General features: G+C 66.6%; 8 protein-coding genes. 3 read left to right on the top strand and 5 right to left on the bottom strand.

Annotated elements, in window-relative coordinates:
- Positions 1-4 precede the first annotated feature (4 nt).
- Entirely contained in the window at positions 5-1504 is a 1500-nt protein-coding gene (locus IEW02_RS22030) for a hypothetical protein (protein ID WP_188547067.1), read from the top strand.
- Positions 1501-2508 (top strand): crotonase/enoyl-CoA hydratase family protein, encoded by a 1008-nt coding sequence (locus IEW02_RS22025; protein WP_188547066.1) that lies wholly within the window; start codon positions 1501-1503, stop codon positions 2506-2508. Before IEW02_RS22030 ends, IEW02_RS22025 begins: the two co-directional genes overlap by 4 nt.
- A 4-nt stretch (positions 2509-2512) precedes the next feature.
- On the opposite strand, the gene IEW02_RS22020 is transcribed toward IEW02_RS22025, so the two are convergent.
- The 3 genes from IEW02_RS22020 to IEW02_RS22010 all read right to left on the bottom strand — a co-directional run bounded on the left by IEW02_RS22020 (position 2513) and on the right by IEW02_RS22010 (position 6512).
- Complete coding sequence (locus IEW02_RS22020; RefSeq protein ID WP_188547065.1) at positions 2513-3370, bottom strand: cyclopropane mycolic acid synthase family methyltransferase; 858 nt, start codon at positions 3368-3370, stop codon at positions 2513-2515.
- Positions 3371-3599: 229 nt separating this feature from the next.
- Positions 3600-4940 carry a dipeptidase gene (locus IEW02_RS22015; protein WP_188547064.1) on the bottom strand — a complete coding sequence of 447 codons (1341 nt, stop codon included), beginning with the start codon at positions 4938-4940 and terminating at the stop codon, positions 3600-3602.
- Between the two features lie 57 nt (positions 4941-4997).
- Positions 4998-6512, bottom strand: coding sequence for a hypothetical protein (locus IEW02_RS22010; RefSeq protein WP_188547063.1), 1515 nt, complete (start codon positions 6510-6512; stop codon positions 4998-5000).
- A 233-nt stretch (positions 6513-6745) separates the two neighbouring features.
- On the opposite strand from IEW02_RS22010, the gene IEW02_RS22005 reads away from it, so the two are divergent.
- Positions 6746-7423: a TetR/AcrR family transcriptional regulator gene (locus IEW02_RS22005; protein ID WP_229746273.1), complete on the top strand. Its 678-nt coding sequence runs from the start codon at positions 6746-6748 to the stop codon at positions 7421-7423.
- 85 nt (positions 7424-7508) lie between these two features.
- Here the strand turns inward: IEW02_RS22005 and acpS are convergent, their stop codons facing one another.
- Together acpS and IEW02_RS21995 are read right to left on the bottom strand one after the other, a co-directional pair.
- Positions 7509-7901, bottom strand: a complete 393-nt coding sequence (gene acpS / locus IEW02_RS22000) for a holo-ACP synthase AcpS (RefSeq protein ID WP_188547061.1) — start codon at positions 7899-7901, stop codon at positions 7509-7511.
- Complete coding sequence (locus tag IEW02_RS21995; protein ID WP_188547060.1) at positions 7898-17110, bottom strand: type I polyketide synthase; 9213 nt, start codon at positions 17108-17110, stop codon at positions 7898-7900. The genes acpS and IEW02_RS21995 overlap by 4 nt, the downstream gene beginning before the upstream one ends.
- Positions 17111-17404: the final 294 nt, after the last annotated feature.

The raw sequence follows: 17404 nt of genomic DNA, 5'->3' as shown, positions 1-17404 counted from the left end.
CCACATGACCGTACGACCACGTACCCCCGAGCAATCGAACAACACGCCTGCACTCGATCGTCTCGTCCGCATCATGTTCGTGAACGCGGCGATCGGTCTTGTGGCCGCTGTGTGCACGTGGATCTTCCACGACCTCATACTGGCCCACCAACTCGCCGGTCAGGACCCGACGAGCCCCGACTATGCGACGCTGCGGGACACCTTGTCGACGACACTCTGGTCCCGACCCGGCCCCGCCGCGACCATCGCTCTGCTGTTCCCGTTGTTCGTGCGGCGCCTCAGGTCGCTGCGCCGACGTTCGTACCGGCGCGTACTCATCATCGCTGTCCTGCAACTGGTGTCGGTCGGGTGGCTCACCGTGGGTGCCGACTATCCGTTGTGGCTACGCACCCTCTACCTCGTGCAGGCCGCTGCGGTTGTTGCCACGCTGATCGCTGCGACACGGCCACGCGTGCGGACCCTGTTCGGATACCAACGACCAGCGCGAACCGGCAACCGCACCGCTGCGTTGTTTCTGGCCGTCGCCACGCCGTCGATTGCGGAAGTGGCGTTCGGATCCACACCGATCACATTGTCCTGGTTGATCGTTCTGTGGATCCCGGTGTACGGCGGCGGGGTCGTGCTGATTCGCGAACTCGTGGTCCGAACCGGACGCGGATGGCCGAGCGTCATCCTGCTGGCGGTCGGTTACGAAGTTGTCGAGGACGGGATCGGCCTGCAGGCCTTGACGAGCCCCCACCTCTACGATGCCGCCGACTGGGGTGTCCGCGTACTCGGCGTCAACGTCACCTACTGGGAAGCGAATGCGATCTATCACGCCATTTTCACCGTGGTCGTTCCGATCGTGTTGACCACGTTGGTGTTTCCACGCCACGTCCATCGTCCCTACCTCGGTGAGCGAGGGACCGCAGCGACCGCTGTCGTGGCGGTGGCGGGTGTGGTGCTTCTGCGATTCACCGTGCCGCCGTCGCAGGATCCCGGCTACCAGACGCCGATCCCGTTCGTCGTCGGTTGCGTGATCGGCGTTGCCCTTCTAGGACTCGTCGCCCTCCGGGTTCTCCCGCCCCGCACGGTGCACCGCACCCAGCGATTTCCTGTTCCACTCCCCTGGCTCTACGCCGCGTCGTTCTCCGCGTCCGTCTCGGTTCTCTGGCTGACCTTCCGGTCGTTCGGGTCGTCGCAACCCGCGTTCACCCACGGAGCCGAAGCACTCGTACCGATGGTGATGGCACTCGTCGTCCTTTCGATTTCGGTTGCCGCCCTGAGGTACTGTGCGGCGTCGACCGCCTGGACACGACGCCATACGCTGGCGGTGGTGGGTGGTGCGTTGATCGGACACACCGTCGCCGGCATCGGAATCTGGTCGGGTGATACCGAACGCGTCGCTCTCGCCGTGATCGCCGTGGTGACCGCCGTGCTGGTCTACCGTGGCGATCGCACCATGGACGCTCCGTCCCGTTCCACCACCCGCACGCAACCGGTGGGGCAGACTTCGCAGTCATGAACTCATCGGGAGAACGTCCAGCCGCATGGCGTGAGGGGTGGGACGAGGGTGACGGTTCGCTGTTCGCCGGCCGCGACGCCCACTCCGACGAAACCGAGTACCGCACCCTGACGTACGAGGTGACCGGGCGGATCGCACGGATCACCTTCGACCGTCCGGCGCAGGGAAACGCCATCACGTCGGACACCCCCGTCGAACTCGCGGCCGCCGTCGAACGCGCGGACCTCGACCCACGGGTGCACGTGATGCTGCTGTCCGGACGTGGAACCGGATTCTGCGGTGGCTACGACCTGAGCATCTTCGCCGAGAATCTCGATTCGGACACCGGGGTCGACCGATCCGCGGGCACCGTCGTCGACCCGATCGTTCAGGCGCGCAACCACAACCCCGAGGGGACCTGGGACCCCATGGCGGACTACGCCATGATGAGCAGATTCAACAAGGGGTTCGCGAGCCTGCTGCACGCCAACAAGCCGACTGTCGCCAAGATTCACGGATTCTGCGTCGCGGGCGGGACGGACATCGCACTGTTCTGTGACCAGATCATCGCCGCCGACGACACCAAGATCGGATACCCACCCACCCGGGTGTGGGGCATTCCCGCGGCCGGGATGTGGGCGCATCGCCTCGGCGACCAACGCGCGAAACGTCTTCTGCTGACCGGCGATTGCCTGTCCGGCAAGCAGGCCGCCGAATGGGGGCTGGCCGTCGAATCGGCCCCGGCGGACGAACTGGACGCCCGCACCGAGGAGCTGGTGGCACGGATCGCCGCGATGCCCATCAACCAGCTCATGATGGTCAAACTGGCCCTGAACGCGACGTTGCTGAATCAAGGAGTTGCGAATTCGTCGATGATCAGCACCGTGTTCGACGGAGTCTCGCGACATACCCGTGAGGGTTACGCATTCCAGATGCGCGCTGCCACAGTGGGATTCCGTCAGGCGGTGCGAGAACGCGACGAGCCGTTCGACGATCACGGTCGAACGGCGTCGCCGGGTTTGTGATCCTCTACTTGACCAGGGTGTACTGGCGCACGTCGATCAAGCCACTGCGGAACCGTTCCGCGCAGCCGGTCAGGTACTTCATGTACCGCTCGTACTCCTCGGTCGACGCGATGGCGACAGCCTCGTCGTGGTGCGCCTCGAGCGCCTCCGCCCAGTAGTCCAGCGTGCGCGCGTAGTGCATCTGGAGTGGCTGCACTCGTTCGACCGAGAAACCCGCGCGGCTCGCATGATCGGGAACCCAAGCGGGAAGCGGAAGTTCGCCGCCGGGAAAGATCTCGGTCATGATGAATCGCGCGAACTGAATGTCCTCGCGAAGTACCTTGTATCCCTGCTGGCGTTTCTCCCACACCAGCCCGACGATGGTATGCAGTAGCATGCGGCCGTCGGCCGGAAGAATCTCGAAGCACTTCGAGAAGAACGCGTCGTAACGGGACTGCTGAAAGTGCTCGAACGCGCCGATGCTGACGATCCGGTCGACCGTCCCGTCGAATTCTTCCCATCCCTGCAGCCGTACCTCCGCCGTGCGATGCGACGTGGTTGCCTGCAGCTCCTCGTTGACGCGCTCGTACTGATTGCGGCTGAGGGTCAGACCGATCACGTTGACGTCGTACTTCTCGCGCGCCCGCTTGATGGTGGCGCCCCAACCGCAGCCCACGTCGAGAAGGGTCATCCCCGGCTTCAGGTCGCACTTTCCCAGAGCCAAATCGATCTTCGCGATCTGCGCCTCTTCGAGAGTCATCGACTCGTCCTCGAAGTAGGCGCAGCTGTACGTGTGAGTCGGGTCGAGGAACAGATCGAAGAACTCGTTGGACAGGTCGTAGTGTGCCTGAACGTCCTCGTAGAACGGTTTCAGCGAAGTCATGGGCGGGTCCTTTCGAAAGACCGTCGACGGCTTGGGATCAGTACGCCGGTCGAGCCCCGCAACACCGACCACCGACAGCACCGAACGCTACCTGTCGGGCTTCACCCACGCGTCGAACCGGGCCGAATTGGCCAGCCGAACAGGTTGCGCCGCAACCGAACTCGGTACAATGCTTGTTACCGACGCGGTACCCGCATGCGCGACCGGTTTAAGCCCCCCGTTGCAGCGCTCAGGACAGGCGCGTCAGGAACAGCGCCTCGGCCACCGCGATCGACTCGATTTCGAGAGGATCGACGCTCTCGTTGGGAGCGTGAATGGAACAGAGCGGCTCCTCCACCCCCATCAGGATGATCTCGGCGTCCGGACACGCACGCGCCAGTGCCGTGCACAGCGGGATGGACCCGCCCTGACCGGCGACCGCGACGTCATGGCCGTACGCATCGCGCAGGGATTCGATCAGCGTGGTGTAGCCGGGACCGTCGGTGCGCGCGCGGAACGGCGACCCCACGGCTTCCGGCGTCACGGTCACCCGAACCGACCACGGCGCCACCTCGTGCAGATGATTCGTGAGCGCGTGCTGCGCAGCAACGGGATCCATCTCGGGCGGAACCCGAAGGTTGAGCCGCGCCGAGGCGCGCGGCACCACCGCAGCTGCCGACCCGACGACCGGTGGGCAATCCATACCCATGATGGTGAGCGCCGGCCGGGCCCAGACCCGGTCCGCCACCGACCCGGTTCCCGCCAGATCCACACCGTCGAGAACACCCGCGTCCGCACGGAACTGCTCTTCGGAGTACGCGTCGCCGGTCCAGGTTCCGGTGCAATCCAGCCCGCGCACCACGGTGTTGCCGTCCTCGTCGCGCAAGGTCGCGAGCATGGTGACCAGAGCAAGGAGTGCATCCGGCGCGGGCCCACCGTACATTCCCGAATGTACTGCTCCTGCAAGGCTTTCGACCTCGACGACAACGTTGGCGATACCGCGCAAGGTGGTGGTCACCGTCGGGATTCCCACCGCGGTGTTCCCCGTGTCGGCAATGACCACGACGTCGGCTTCGAACAGTTCCGGACGCGATTCGACCAGCGCCTCCAACCCGCCGGCCCCGGTTTCCTCGGAACCTTCCGACACGATGGTGATGCCGACCGGGAACGGCGTTCCCACCGCACGTAGCGCAGCGAGATGCATCACGACGTTGCCCTTGCAATCGGCGGCTCCCCGTCCGTACAGACGGCCGTCGCGCTCGGTCAGCTCGAAAGGAGATGTGTTCCAGAGGTTCTCGTCACCGGCCGGCTGGACGTCGTAGTGCGAGTAGAGCAGTACCGTCGGCGCTCCCGCCGGTGCCGGGACATGCCCGATCACGGCAGCCGACCCATCGACTGTGTCCACGAGATCGATGTCCTCGACGCCCACGCTCCGGAACGCGTTCGCAACCCACGTTGCCGCATCCCGACATTCGGACGCCGGCGCCACGCGCTCGTCGGCCACCGACCGGAAACGCACCAGCGCTGCCAAGTCCTCCAGCACACGCGGCATGTCGGCAGCGACTCGCGAACGAACTACCTCGATCGACATGGGCCACCCTCCTCATCGGCGCGCCCGGATCAGCGCGCCGGGAAGAGACGTTACGGGTCAGCCGCCCTGCTGCTCGAAGTACTCCCGGGTCCGCTCCCAGTGATCGGCCCACGCCTTGTCCTGCAGCTCCTGCGGGGTGGCATTCGGGTTGTTCGGATCCGGGACGGGAACGGGAACGGTGAACTGCGGAGGCGGTACGTACGTCGACGAAGACTGCGGTGCCGGTGCCACCGGAGCCTGCGTAGCGGGCGGCTGCGCAGCGGGAACGCGGTTGGGAGTCCACGCCGGCGGAGCCGAGTTGGTCCAACCCGACGTGTCGACCGGTGCCGACGCGACAGGCGGTGCCGCCGAGGCCACGGGGGCGGCCGGCGGCGGGACAGCGGCGGGCGCAGGCACGACGGCGGCCGGGGCGGATGCGGCAGCGGACGACGGAAGTTCCGCACTCGGCGCCGCGGACGGCGCGGCCGGTGCCGCTTCCTGCGTGGCGGCGGACGGAGTGGGCCCGGGGACCGACTCGGAACCGCCGTTGTTCAGCGCCAGCGCGGCACCGATGCCGCCGGCCAGCACCACCGCAGTGGCGGCGGCCGCGAGAACGAGTCCGCGACGACCCTTCCCACCCGAGGCAGACGCCGGCGACGCGGGCGTCGACGACGGAGGAACCGCCGCAACGGCCGGGACCGGAGCAGTGACGTCGGCATCGGCGAAGGCGTACGGCGGCGCCACGGGCGTCACGACGGCCATCTCTTCGGTCGGAGGATCGGTCACGTCGGCCGCAGTGCCGGGGCTCTTCGCACCGGTCGCCGATGCGGGCTTGGTGATGTCGACCTTCTTCGCAGCGACGGCAGCTGTTCCGGCAGCTGTTCCGGCGGCGACGGCGGCTGCAGCGGGCTTGCCGGCCACAAGCTTGGAGTCCACGGTCTTGGATTCCACAGTCTTGGATTCAGCTGTCTTCGGTGGAACGGTCTTCGCTGCAACAGTCTTCGCTGTCGTAGGTACGGGCTTACCCGGTACCGCCACCACGGCTGCCGTGGCCTCGGTGGAGTCGGCAGCGGCCGACGCGGGCTTCACTGTCTTCGACTTGGGCGCCAGGCGCTTGGCCGGGACCGGCCTGGTGACTGCAGCCGCTACCGGCGCATCCGCCTTCGGCATCGTCGGCTTCTTCATGTCCGAACCCTTTCCGGCCGACACTCCGGGTGCAATGACCGGAACGCCGAGAGCCAGTTCGAGAATGGGCGATACCGTGGCGGTGTTCACGTCGCCGAGCACGACTACGGTGCCGGGCTTGACCTTCGCGCGGTCGAGAAGCTCCCACAGCATGGGAACCGTGAGTCCGATCTGCTCTGGCGACAGATCCTCGAGATCCATGGTGCGAGCATCACCGCGCTGAGAACCGTCTCCGCCGTCCACCAGGGATGCGGTCAGATGCTTGTCTGCAAGTTCGTATGTGAGGACGACGGACTCGGCTGCGGTGCCGGATGTCTTCGCCGACCCTCGACCCGCCTTCGAAGACGGGTCATCGCCGGCGCGGCTCTTCGCCGCTGCCGTGGCTTTGGTCATTCCTACTGTTGTCATTTCGCCTCCCGTGCTTGGAGTTCGCAGCACCCGACGGCAGACCTCATCGCGAGTCCTGCCCTGCACGTTCAGTCGACTATACGCAATGAATTGGACTCCAGGGTCCATTTTGCCTAGGTAAACAAACCGACTGCATGATTCATCACAGGACCCGTCTATCCGCGTCGTCGGCATTTCGAGGGGGGACCGATAGTCTGGGAAACGTGGAGTCGACCCTCGGAACACCCTTCCCCGTGGAGGAGCCCGACCACGACGAGACTGGCCCGGACGGCGCCGACGAGAAGTCCGACGAACTGCTTCCCCGTCGCCGCCCCACACAAGAGCGCAGCAAGCGCAAGTTCGACGCTCTGCTCGCCTCGTCGCGCGATCTGCTGACCGACGTCGGTTTCGAGTCGTTCACCTGCGAGGAAGTCGCAGCACGCGCGGGCCTGCCCATCGGAACGCTGTACCAGTTCTTCGGCAACAAGTACGTGATCGTGTGTGAGCTGAGCCGGCAGGACCTGCGCGGGGTACAGCACGAGCTGGCCGACTTCGACGGTGAGATTCCGTCACTGGACTGGCTTCGATTCCTCGACCGCTTTCTCGATCACCTCGCCGGGTTGTGGACATCGGACCGGTCGCGCCGCGAAGTGTGGCTCGCCATGCAGTCGACACCGGCAACCAGGGCCACCGGCGTCATTCACGAAAAAGCCTTCGCCGCGCAGGTGGAACGAATGCTGGCGCCGCTGACTCCTCGAACACCGCGCGCCAAGCGCATGCTGCTCGCCGAGGTACTCGTCCACGTCGTCTACTCGATGCTGAACTTCTCGGTGCAGGACGGACAGAGCCACGAGGACGCCGTCGCCGAGCTCAAGCGACTGATGGGTGCGTACCTGCTGGTGACCGAGAAGGAATCCGAGAGCCGTCGCTAGTCACCTCCCCGTAAACGAGTGAGGGGCACCCCGAGTCGATCCATCGACATCGGGGTGCCCCTCACTCGGAGAGAACACGGGGGAACTAGTCCTCCAGGATCGCCACCGCGGCAGCCATGTCACCGTCATGTGTCAGTGACAGGTGGATCTTGACCGTCGGCAGGAATTCCGCAGCCATACCGTGCAGCTTGATCGACGGCCGACCCCACGCATCGTTGACGACCTCGATGAGCGGATACGGGTTGTCACCGATCTGCGGAGGCCGCGCGAAGCGCGACGATGCCCAAGCCTTCAGCACCGCTTCCTTCGCCGCCCACCGAGCCGCGTAGTGCCGAGCCGGCTCGGCACTCTTGGTCGACGCATGCCGTCGTTCACCTGCGGTGAAGCTGTCGCGAACCATGGTGGTTCCGATTTTTTCCATCTGCTCGGCGAACTGGGTCACGTTGACCAGATCGAAACCGACTCCCAATATGCTCATTTGCACCCCGGTGTGTTGCTGCGGTAAACGTCGTCGGCGCCGAGTCTTGCATCTTCGCTGAGCAACAGGTCGACTTCGAGCTGGTGCTTCGTGTCCGAAGAGGCACCCTCGTGTCCGAGACGCCGATCCTCCGGCCGTTCGTACAGGGCGTCTCCGCCACACATCGCCGACACCAGTCGACGCTGCCCCGCAATCTTGCGCTCACGAGCCGTCGCCAGGTACTGCTCGCGACGTTCCTGCGGGATGGCCTCGATGAAGGCCTGCGGGTGCACCAGAGCGATGAGCCCGGAGACGTGTCCGAAGCCGAGGCTGGTCAGCAGACCGGCCTTGAGCGGCAGACGCTCGCCGAAGCGCAGCGGGTCACGGGCCCAGACGAGGTGACCGAACTCGGTCATCTTGTCGTCGACACAGTCGAGACTGCGGTTCGGCGGGATCACTCCCTGTGCCAGCACCTGGCACAACCCGATCAGCTGGAACGCTGCCGCTCCACCCTTCGAGTGTCCGGTGAGCGACTTCTGCGACACGACGAACAGCGGGTTGCCGTCCGAGCGCCCCAGCGCCTTCGCCAGTCTGGTGTGCAGCTCCGCTTCGTTGGGATCGTTTGCTGCCGTGGACGTGTCGTGCTTCGAGACCACCGCGATGTCGTCTGCGGAGACACCGAGTGCGGCGAGCGACAGGGCGAGTGCCGAGTCGCGGCCACCGCGGCCGACGCCGAGCGCGCCGAGTCCGGGAGCGGGGATCGACGTGTGGACGCCGTCACCGAAGGACTGTGCCCACCCGACCACACCGAGGACGGGAAGACCCATCTCGAGTGCCAGGTCGCCGCGCGCCAGCAAAATTGTTCCGCCGCCGTGCGATTCGACGAATCCGCCGCGTCGGCGGTCGTTGGCCCGTGAGAACCGTCGATCGTCGATGCCCTTGGCGTGCATCGACGCCGAGTCGGCGGTGGCCGACATGTCACCGAAGCCGATGATGCCTTCGGTGCTGAGGTCGTCGAACCCGCCGGCGACCACGAACGTGGCCTTGCCGAGTCGAATCTTGTCGACGCCTTCCTCCACCGAGACCGCCGCGGTGGCGCAGGCGGCGACGGGGTGAACCATCGCGCCGTAGCTACCGACGTAGGACTGAACCACGTGGGCTGCAACGACGTTCGGCAGGGCCTCCTGCAGGATGTCGTTCGCCCTGGCGTCGCCGAGCAGAGTGTCGATGTACAGCGAGCGCATCGACTCCATGCCGCCCATGCCCGTTCCCTGCGTGTTGGCCACGAGGGAGGGGTGGGTCCACCGCATCAGCTCGGACGGGTTGAACCCGGACGTGATGAACGCGTCGACGGTGCAGACGATGTTCCACAGCGCGACACGGTCGACGGAGCTGGCCATGTCGGGCGAGATGCCCCACTTGGTCGGGTCGAAGCCGGTCGGAATCTGACCACCGACGGTCCTCGTCAGTTTCATCTGACGCGGAACGCGAATCTCGGTGCCCGCCTTACGGGTCACCTGCCAGTCACCGCTGTCGGCCGCCTGCGTGATCACCGTCTTCTCGGAATCTGCGCCGACGAACGCCCGTGCTTCGGCTTCGCTGCTGACGACGAACGTGAGGTCGTTGTCCAGGAACACCGAGGTCATGAGCGGCGCACTGTTGTTCACCATTGCGCCGTCGTCCTCGTACCGGCGGATACCGCACCGCTCCACCACGGTGTCGTGGTAGCGCTCCGCGATCTCGGCCTCGGGCACCAGGTCACCCGACTCGACGTCGTACCAACCCGGCTTGGGATCCTGCTCCCACACCACCAGGCCGGTGTTCCACGCGAGCTCCAGAACGCCTGCTGCCGAGAGCCTTTCGTCGACCTCCATCTCGAAGCGCGTACGCGCGCTGCCGTAGGGGCCGAGCTCACCGGTACCGACGATGACGACGAGTTCCGACGGATCCACGTCGACCGGGTTCCACGCCGGAGCGGGGAGTTCCTCGGTCAGTCGCGGCGGTGCCGGCAGAGCGGCGATCGTGGCTTCGAGCTCCTCGATGACCTCGTCGACGGCGGCGGCCTCGGCCGCCTCCTTCGCGAGCGCCCCGAGATCGAGTCCGGCTTCGGCCAGTCCCCCGGTCAGGTCGATCTCGATCGGAGCAGTCACCGCCGACTCCTTCGAGGCCGAATCACAGGTGGCGAGAAGCTGTTCCGCCATCTCCTGCGTCGACCAGGTACGCACACCGGCTGCTTCCGCGGCCTTGGCGACAGGATCGTTGTGACCCATCAGGCCGGTTCCACGAACCCACCCGATGCGGGCGTGCACCAGAGTGACTCGCTCGGCCCAGGTGCGTTCCGCCTTCCAGCGGTTCACGATTGCGTCGAGGGCGGCCTTGGACTCGCCGTAAGCGCCGTCGCCACCGAACATTCCGCGGTTCGGCGAACCCGGAAGTACGACGTGCAGGCGGGTGTCGACGTCGCGGTCGTACCCGATCTGGGACAGACCGGCGATGAGACGCTCGACCGACCAGAGCAGCACGCGCATTTCCATTTCGGCACGCGAGCCGGCGTCCGACAGTTCGCCCTGCACGCGAGGAGCCGCGAACGGGAAGAGCATTGTCGGGGTGATCGCCGGCTTGACCAGAGTCTTTGCGCCACCGGCACTGTCGATCTGCTCGTTGCCGATCCACTCGATGAGTGCGTCCACATCCGTGTACGACGCCATGTTGGCCGGAACCACCCACAGTGCCGCACCCGCTCGAGCGTTGCTGCGGTACAGATCCCGGTAGAAGCCGAGCCGCTGCTGATCGAGACGTGACGTCGTGAGGAAGACGGTCGCTCCACCGGCGAGAAGCTTGCCGGTGACTGCAGCAGCGATCGAGCCCTTGCTGGCTCCGGTCACGACGGCGACTTCACCGGCGTATTCGCCGGCCTCGTCAGCCACGCCGGCCGCGGATGCGATGGCTCCGTAGGTCTGCGCCAGGCTGTCGAGGCCCGAGGCCGTTGCCTTGTCCTGCCACCACTGTGCCTGCGCCGCAACCGCATCGCCCGCACCGGCGAAGGCCGTCACGGCAAGCGCCTGTGCACGCTCGTCACCGATCCACAGCCGCGCGAGATCCTCACGGGCGGTGGCCCACCGGTCGTCGAGCAACACCGCGCGCTTGTAGTCGAAGGACGGGGCGACCAGACGCGGCCAGTCCGATCCGAGCTCGGTCGACACGAGGTCCACGAGTTCGGCTTCGGATCCGTCGGCGACGGGAAGCGAGACCTGGTCGGCGAAACCGAGCTGCTCGAGCACCAGTCGTGCCGCCGAGGCAAGGACGCCGGAGCGTCCGGTGATGTTCTCGGTGAACTCGCCGAGAGCGGCTGCGTCGACGGTGCCACCGCCGCCACCACCGGTGGACGGCATGGCGACCTGGATCCCACGACGCAGGCCCACTGCGGAGACGGCCGAGTCGACGAGAGCGTCGACTGCGGCTCCGTCCGCGATCGGACCTTCGTGCAGTCCGCCGAGCGACCCGCCACGCACGGACGATCCGTCACGTGTGCCGAGGGCGACCTCGGCGGTGACGTGGTGTGCCCACCCGTCGCCGAGCTGCCACACCTTGGTCACGCGCTCCGCGATCGATCCGGGGCGACGACCCGACGGGCCGAACACCTTGCGCAGGTGGTCGTTCACCGAATCGCTGAGCACCGGACCGAAGGGACGGTAGGTGCGGGCGAGCTTGTCGACCGTGCCGGCGAGGGCTCCCATGTCGGCATCGGCTGCTCCGTCGATGGCGCCGAGCGCGAGCTCGGAACCGAGGTCGACGAGCAGCTGGTTACGGCGTGAGGACACACCGTCGCACAGCGCTTCGATCGTGTCGGCGGGGCCGATCTGATCGAGGCGCAACTTGGTCCACAGACCGATCAAGATGGTTGTGGCGTCGGAGGCGGTGAAAGCAAGGTCGTCCGGACGCGGAGCACCGGCCGGAGCCGATGCGGGGGCGGCCGCAGGAGCCGGAGCCGACGCGGCGGGCGCAGCGGCTGGATCAGCCGCGGCGGTCTCCGCCGGCTCGTCTTCGACCGGTTCCGGGTCGGTGTCCGTGCTGAACACGATCGACGCTTCACGCTCGATGTTGAGCACCTCGATCGGATGACCCACGCGGCCCGGCAGTTTCAGTGTCTGAGCGGCCAGGTTTGCCACCGTCGGCACCGATCCGAGACCGACCTCGACGAAGCGCTCGACGCCCAGACCACCGTCGGCCTCGTCGGCGAACAGCAGATCCTGAGTCTCGATCCAACGCACCGGGCTGGCGAACTGCCATGCCAGCAGCTCGGTGAGGATGACCCGGCACAGGTCACCCGGGCGAGCGGCCCAGTCGTCCCAATCGGCCAAGACCTCGGCAAGCGGTTGCGACGGAACGAGATCGGCGATCTCCTGCGCGAATTCACGGTTCAGCGAGAACGGCTTGGGAACCAGGTTCGGGATGTAGCGGCCGACGAGAATGGCCGGATCGATTTCGGCAGGGAGGAGATCGAGCAGACGCTTACGGAAGTCGTCGACTCCGCCGCGCAGCACGGTCGAGTGGAACGGCACGTCGATTCCTGGAACCAGAATGAACGCGCGCTTGCCGCCGTAGTCGAGTCGACGCTTGTCGACCTCGGTCTCCATCTCCTTCAGTCCGGCAACGGTTCCCGCGATGGCGTATTGCGAGCCACGCAGGTTGAGGTTGACGACCTGGACGAATTCACCTGTCCGCTCACCGATCGACGCCACGAAGGCTTCGACGTCGGCATCGGCCAGACCCATCTGAGACGGTCGGATCGCAGCCATGCGGTAGTTGCTGCGGCCCGCGCTGTCGCGCGGAACCAACTGGTGCATGGCAGATCCGCGCTGGAACACCACCTCGAGAACCGCTTCGAGCGGAAGTACGCCGGCGACGGCAGCGAGTGCGTTGTACTCACCGACGGAGTGGCCGGCGAGGAACGAATCCTCGACGAACGCACCGGCTTCCCGGAGTTCGGCAACCTGCGCGACACCGAGGACCGCCATGGCGACCTGAGTGAACTGCGTCAGGTGCAGCACACCGTCCGGGTGCATGTGGACGGTGCCGCGGGCACGCAGTTCGGTCGGGTTGTCCCGCACGACAGCGAGAATGGAGAATCCGAGTGCTGCGCGAGTGTGCTTGTCGGCACGCTCCCACACCTCTCGTGCGGCCTTCGAGCGAGCGCGGGCATCGAGTCCCATTCCCGGCTGCTGGATCCCCTGACCTGGGAACGCGTAGACCGTCCTGGGGGCGGCGACGCGGCCGGTTGCGACCATGACCAGGTCACCGTCGACCTTGCAGGAGACCTCGACGATCTCGGCACCTGCGTCGGTACCGGTCCGGTCGACGCGCACGTCGATCTCGGCTCCGGGCCGCACCATGCCGAGGAAGCGTGCGGTCCATGCCGTGAGCTTGCGCGGCGGGGACTTCGTGTCGGACGGATCGATCGCGGTGACCGTCTGCTGCGCGGCGGCGGACAACCACATCCCGTGCACGATCGGCGATCCGAGACCGGCCAACTTGGCTGCGGCGTCGGAGGTGTGGATCGGGTTGTGGTCACCGGAAACCTGAGCGAACGCACCCATGTGACGGGGAGCGACGATCGTGGTGTCGCGGCGACGACGACGCGGGGTGTCCTGCGCGGCTGCCGTGAGCGATCCGCCTGCGCGGTCCGGGTCGGTCAGCTCGCCCGAACCGGTGCGTCCACGAATGGCGAAACGCTCGACCAACGTGGCGACCACGGGTGCGTCGAGACCCTCACCGAGCATGGCGCCGATGGTGACGGTGACCTCGACGACGCGGCCGAGATCGGTGTCGACGACCTCGCCCGACTCGGCCTTGACCACGAGAATGCTTGCGTACGTCGGCAGTTCGCCGGTCACGGCAATGCGGTGATCGAGATGGACCAGGTCGAGCATGCCTTCGATCACGCCGACACCGTCGGCAGTGCGGGTGGCACCGAGCACGGCGAAGACGGCGGGCCAGCACGCACCGACCAGCACGTCCGGGACGGCGCTGTGACCGGTGCCGAACGAGGCGGGCAGACCCGAGCCGGTGACGCCGGCGTGGTCGGGAACGAGATCCGGAGTCCACGCGATGTTGACGCGGGCCGCACCGTTCTTTACCTCGGGAACCGACTGTCCTGCAGCAACTCCGAGCAATGCGGACATCGCTTCTTCGGCGTCCGTGTCGGTGACGAGGGGCGCGCCGCCGTCGATTGCCGACGCAGGCACCGTGATTCGGATGGTCACCCGGTTGTGCGCCGACAGCGGAACGGCGAGTTCCACGTGATCGGAATCGAGCACGGTGAGCGTCGACCCCGTACGTGAATGCGAGGCAACGGAATCGGACTCGACGCTCCACTCGGACGTCTTGCCCAGCTTGCGTACCGGGTTCGGCGCCAGACGCGACGCCCACGTGATGTCGGGAGCGGCCAGCACGATACCGAGCAGGCCCGGAGCGACGGCGGGGTGGCGTCGGGTGGCGATGGATGTCGGGACCGCGCCGGACGCGAGAAGCCGATCCGCGGTGGCCTTCTCGAACCTGTTCAGCAGATCGCCGACGGGCTCGTTCAGACGATCGATACCGGCGACCGCGACGGTTCCGGGAATGACGCAGACCTGATCGGCGGAGTAGCGGGCATCGTGTGCCTGCCACAGCGAGTCACTGCGCCACCAGCGACGCACGTCCTTGTCGACGACGGGGACGAAGTTCACCGGCTTGCCGGGCGTCTTGCAGAGGGTGAGGAAGAACGGGATGTCGGCCGGGTGGAGAACGACGGACGTCGCATCCGGGTAGGCCGCCAACAGAGCGTTCAGCGCATCCGCGGGCCGCTCGAGCAGGGCGACGTCGTCGAACAGCGTCGGAATGGGTCCGCTGTCGATTGGGTGCAGACGCGCCTCTGCGCGCTGGAGCATCTCGCCGAATCGCACACGCCAGGTGATGTCGAGCCAGGGCGAGCTGCCAGTGAGGTCGTCACCGATCGCCAGCTGCAGGTAGCGCGAGATCCACTGCTCGTAGGTCATCTCGGCCACATCGCCGAAGTACGGCTTGGCAGTGGCGTCGAGTGCCGCGACGATTTCCGCGCGGCGATCCGACACTGCGTCCTCGTCGCCGGCGACCTCGTCGAGGAGGCGTCCGGTGCGTGAGGCGGCGTTGTCGATCTCGTGGATGTCGGCACCGAGTTGGCTTCGGCCCGAGGCCATTCCACCGTTCGCGGTGCCCGCGCCGACCCAGTCCGGCGTTCCCGGGGTATCGACGAGGAGCTGCTTGACCTCGGGTGAGGTGGTCGCCTCGAGCGTCGCCATGGCGGCCGTACCGACCAGGATGCCGTCGAGCGGCATGGCCGGGTAGCCGGCCGCCTCGGACCAGGCGCCGGTCAGGTAGTCGGCAGCGCGCTCGGGTGTTCCGATTCCGCCACCGACGCAGATGACGATGTTCGGCCGCGCACGCAGTTCGGCGTACGTGGCGATCAGCAGATCATCGAGGTCTTCCCACGAGTGGTGACCGCCCGCGCGGCCGCCCTCGATGTGGATGTTGACCTGGTAGTCCGGCACCTCGTTCGCGATCCGGATGACGGCGCGGATCTGCGCAACGGTGCCCGGCTTGAACGAGACGTGGCTGATGCCGACCTCGGTGAGTTCCTCGATGAGGGCGACTGCCTCGTCGAGTTCGGGGATGCCTGCGGTGACGACGACGCCGTCGAACGGGGCCCCGGCCGTACGTGCCTTCTGCACGAGGCGCTTACCGCCGAGCTGAAGCTTCCAGAGGTAGGGATCGAGGAAGAGCGAGTTGAACTGGATGCTGCGTCCGGGCTCGAGAAGAGTCTGCAGCTCGGCGACGTGGCCGGCGAAGATCTCTTCCGTCACCTGTCCACCACCGGCGAGCTCGGCCCAGTGGCCGGCGTTCGTTGCCGCGGCGACGATCTTGGGATCGACGGTGGTCGGCGTCATGCCTGCGAGCAGGATCGGTGAGCGTCCGGTGAGGGTGGTGAAGGTGGTCTCGACGCCGATCTTGCCGCCGGGCAGTTCGACGAGCGTGGGTGTGTAGGTGCTCCACGCCGGCTCCACCTCGGGTGCGGCACCGGGGGTCAAGAGGCTGCGGTGGCCGCTGCGCGTCGACGCAGCAACAACACCGACACCGTGTCCGCGGGCGTTGGACGCGGTGAGCCGGGTCAACGAGTCGCCCGGGCCGAGGTCGAGAATCCATGACGCACCGGCCGCGACGACGGAGTCGACAGCTGCCACCCAGTCGACGGGATCGACGAGAATGCCCTGCGCGAGTGTGCGTGCGCGGGCTGCATCGAGCCCACAGCGCGACGCCCATGCCTCGACGATCTCGACTGCCTCACCGAGCAACGGGTGATGGAACCCGACCTCGACGTCCAGCGGTTCGAAAACTGGGGAGAAGATGGATCCGCCACGCTTCTTGGCGTCGCGCTCGCGGTTCTCGTCGTCGGCGATCTGCTCGCACCGCTGCTGAATGCGCACGATCTTGGCGTAAGGACCGGTCAGCACGACGCGGCGGCGACCGTTGCGAATGGCGAGGACGGCGTTGGACGTGGTGTCCGATCCGGCGATCTCGTCGACCACGGCCTGCAACCGATCGGGATCGACGTTCGATACGGCGACCATCGGGGCGCGATCGCCGGTGCCGACCAGGCCGCGACGACGACCGACCAGGCCGGCGGCAGCACCGACGAGCTGGGCGACGGCGAGCATTTCTGCGTCGCTACGCCCGGCGTCGGCAACAGCGGCCTCGGCGAGCAGACCCTGAGAGTGTCCGATGACGGCCACGGGAGCCGTCGTGGTGTAGTCGAGTCCTTGAACGGCGAGGGCCCGCAGTGCGGCCAGCTGCGCCAACAGCACGCCCGGCATGGAGACGGCTGCGGACGCCAACGCGGCGGCCGAGGGGCCGGCGGACATATCGTCTTCCAGCTCGGCTTCGAGCATCCACGCGATCGGGTCGAATCCGAGCGGGCGCACGACCAGCAGTTCCTGGGCGACAGGTTCGAGCAGGCGAGCCGAGGCGTTGACCAGGTCGGTCAGCTGCGGTTCCAACGCACAGTCGCGTGTGAGCTCGTCGAGGGTGACCAACCAGGGCGCACCCTGCCCGCCGAACGCCAGCGCGTAGGGCTCACCGTCGACGATCCTCTCTGCGACTGCGGCCGTGCGGTCCGTCGACTTGGGGCCTCGGGGTGTGCTCTCGTTGATGGTCACTCGTCGAATTTCCTCTCCTGGCACCTCGCGGTAGCGAGATGGGCTGTGCGGTGTGCTCGTGGCAGTTGCTGCAGTGATGTCGGCTCACCTGATCGACGAACCACACCTCGCCCGCAAGCGGTGTCTGGGCAACCGGCAGCGCCGCCGGTGGTGGTCATCGCGTGGACCCAGAATGTCACAAAATCATGAGGAAATCCTCAGGTTTTGTCGGACGTCCTACTGCTACCCGTTGGTAGCGACGGTGAAGTTGTGGTCGAGCACACCGAAGTGACTCGTGAGTAGCCATCATCACCG

The organism is Rhodococcoides trifolii (genome assembly GCF_014635345.1).
GTDB classification, from domain to species: domain Bacteria; phylum Actinomycetota; class Actinomycetes; order Mycobacteriales; family Mycobacteriaceae; genus Rhodococcoides; species Rhodococcoides trifolii.
The sequence above is the reverse complement of the archived record's forward strand: the minus strand, read 5'-3'. Positions and strand labels throughout refer to the sequence as shown.

Coding starts and splice junctions, on each gene's coding strand:
- IEW02_RS22030 (WP_188547067.1), top strand. CDS start 5: ATGACCGTACGACCACGTACCCCCGAGCAATCGAACAACACGCCTGCA.
- IEW02_RS22025 (WP_188547066.1), top strand. CDS start 1,501: ATGAACTCATCGGGAGAACGTCCAGCCGCATGGCGTGAGGGGTGGGAC.
- IEW02_RS22020 (WP_188547065.1), bottom strand. CDS start 3,370: ATGACTTCGCTGAAACCGTTCTACGAGGACGTTCAGGCACACTACGAC.
- IEW02_RS22015 (WP_188547064.1), bottom strand. CDS start 4,940: ATGTCGATCGAGGTAGTTCGTTCGCGAGTCGCTGCCGACATGCCGCGT.
- IEW02_RS22010 (WP_188547063.1), bottom strand. CDS start 6,512: ATGACAACAGTAGGAATGACCAAAGCCACGGCAGCGGCGAAGAGCCGC.
- acpS (WP_188547061.1), bottom strand. CDS start 7,901: ATGAGCATATTGGGAGTCGGTTTCGATCTGGTCAACGTGACCCAGTTC.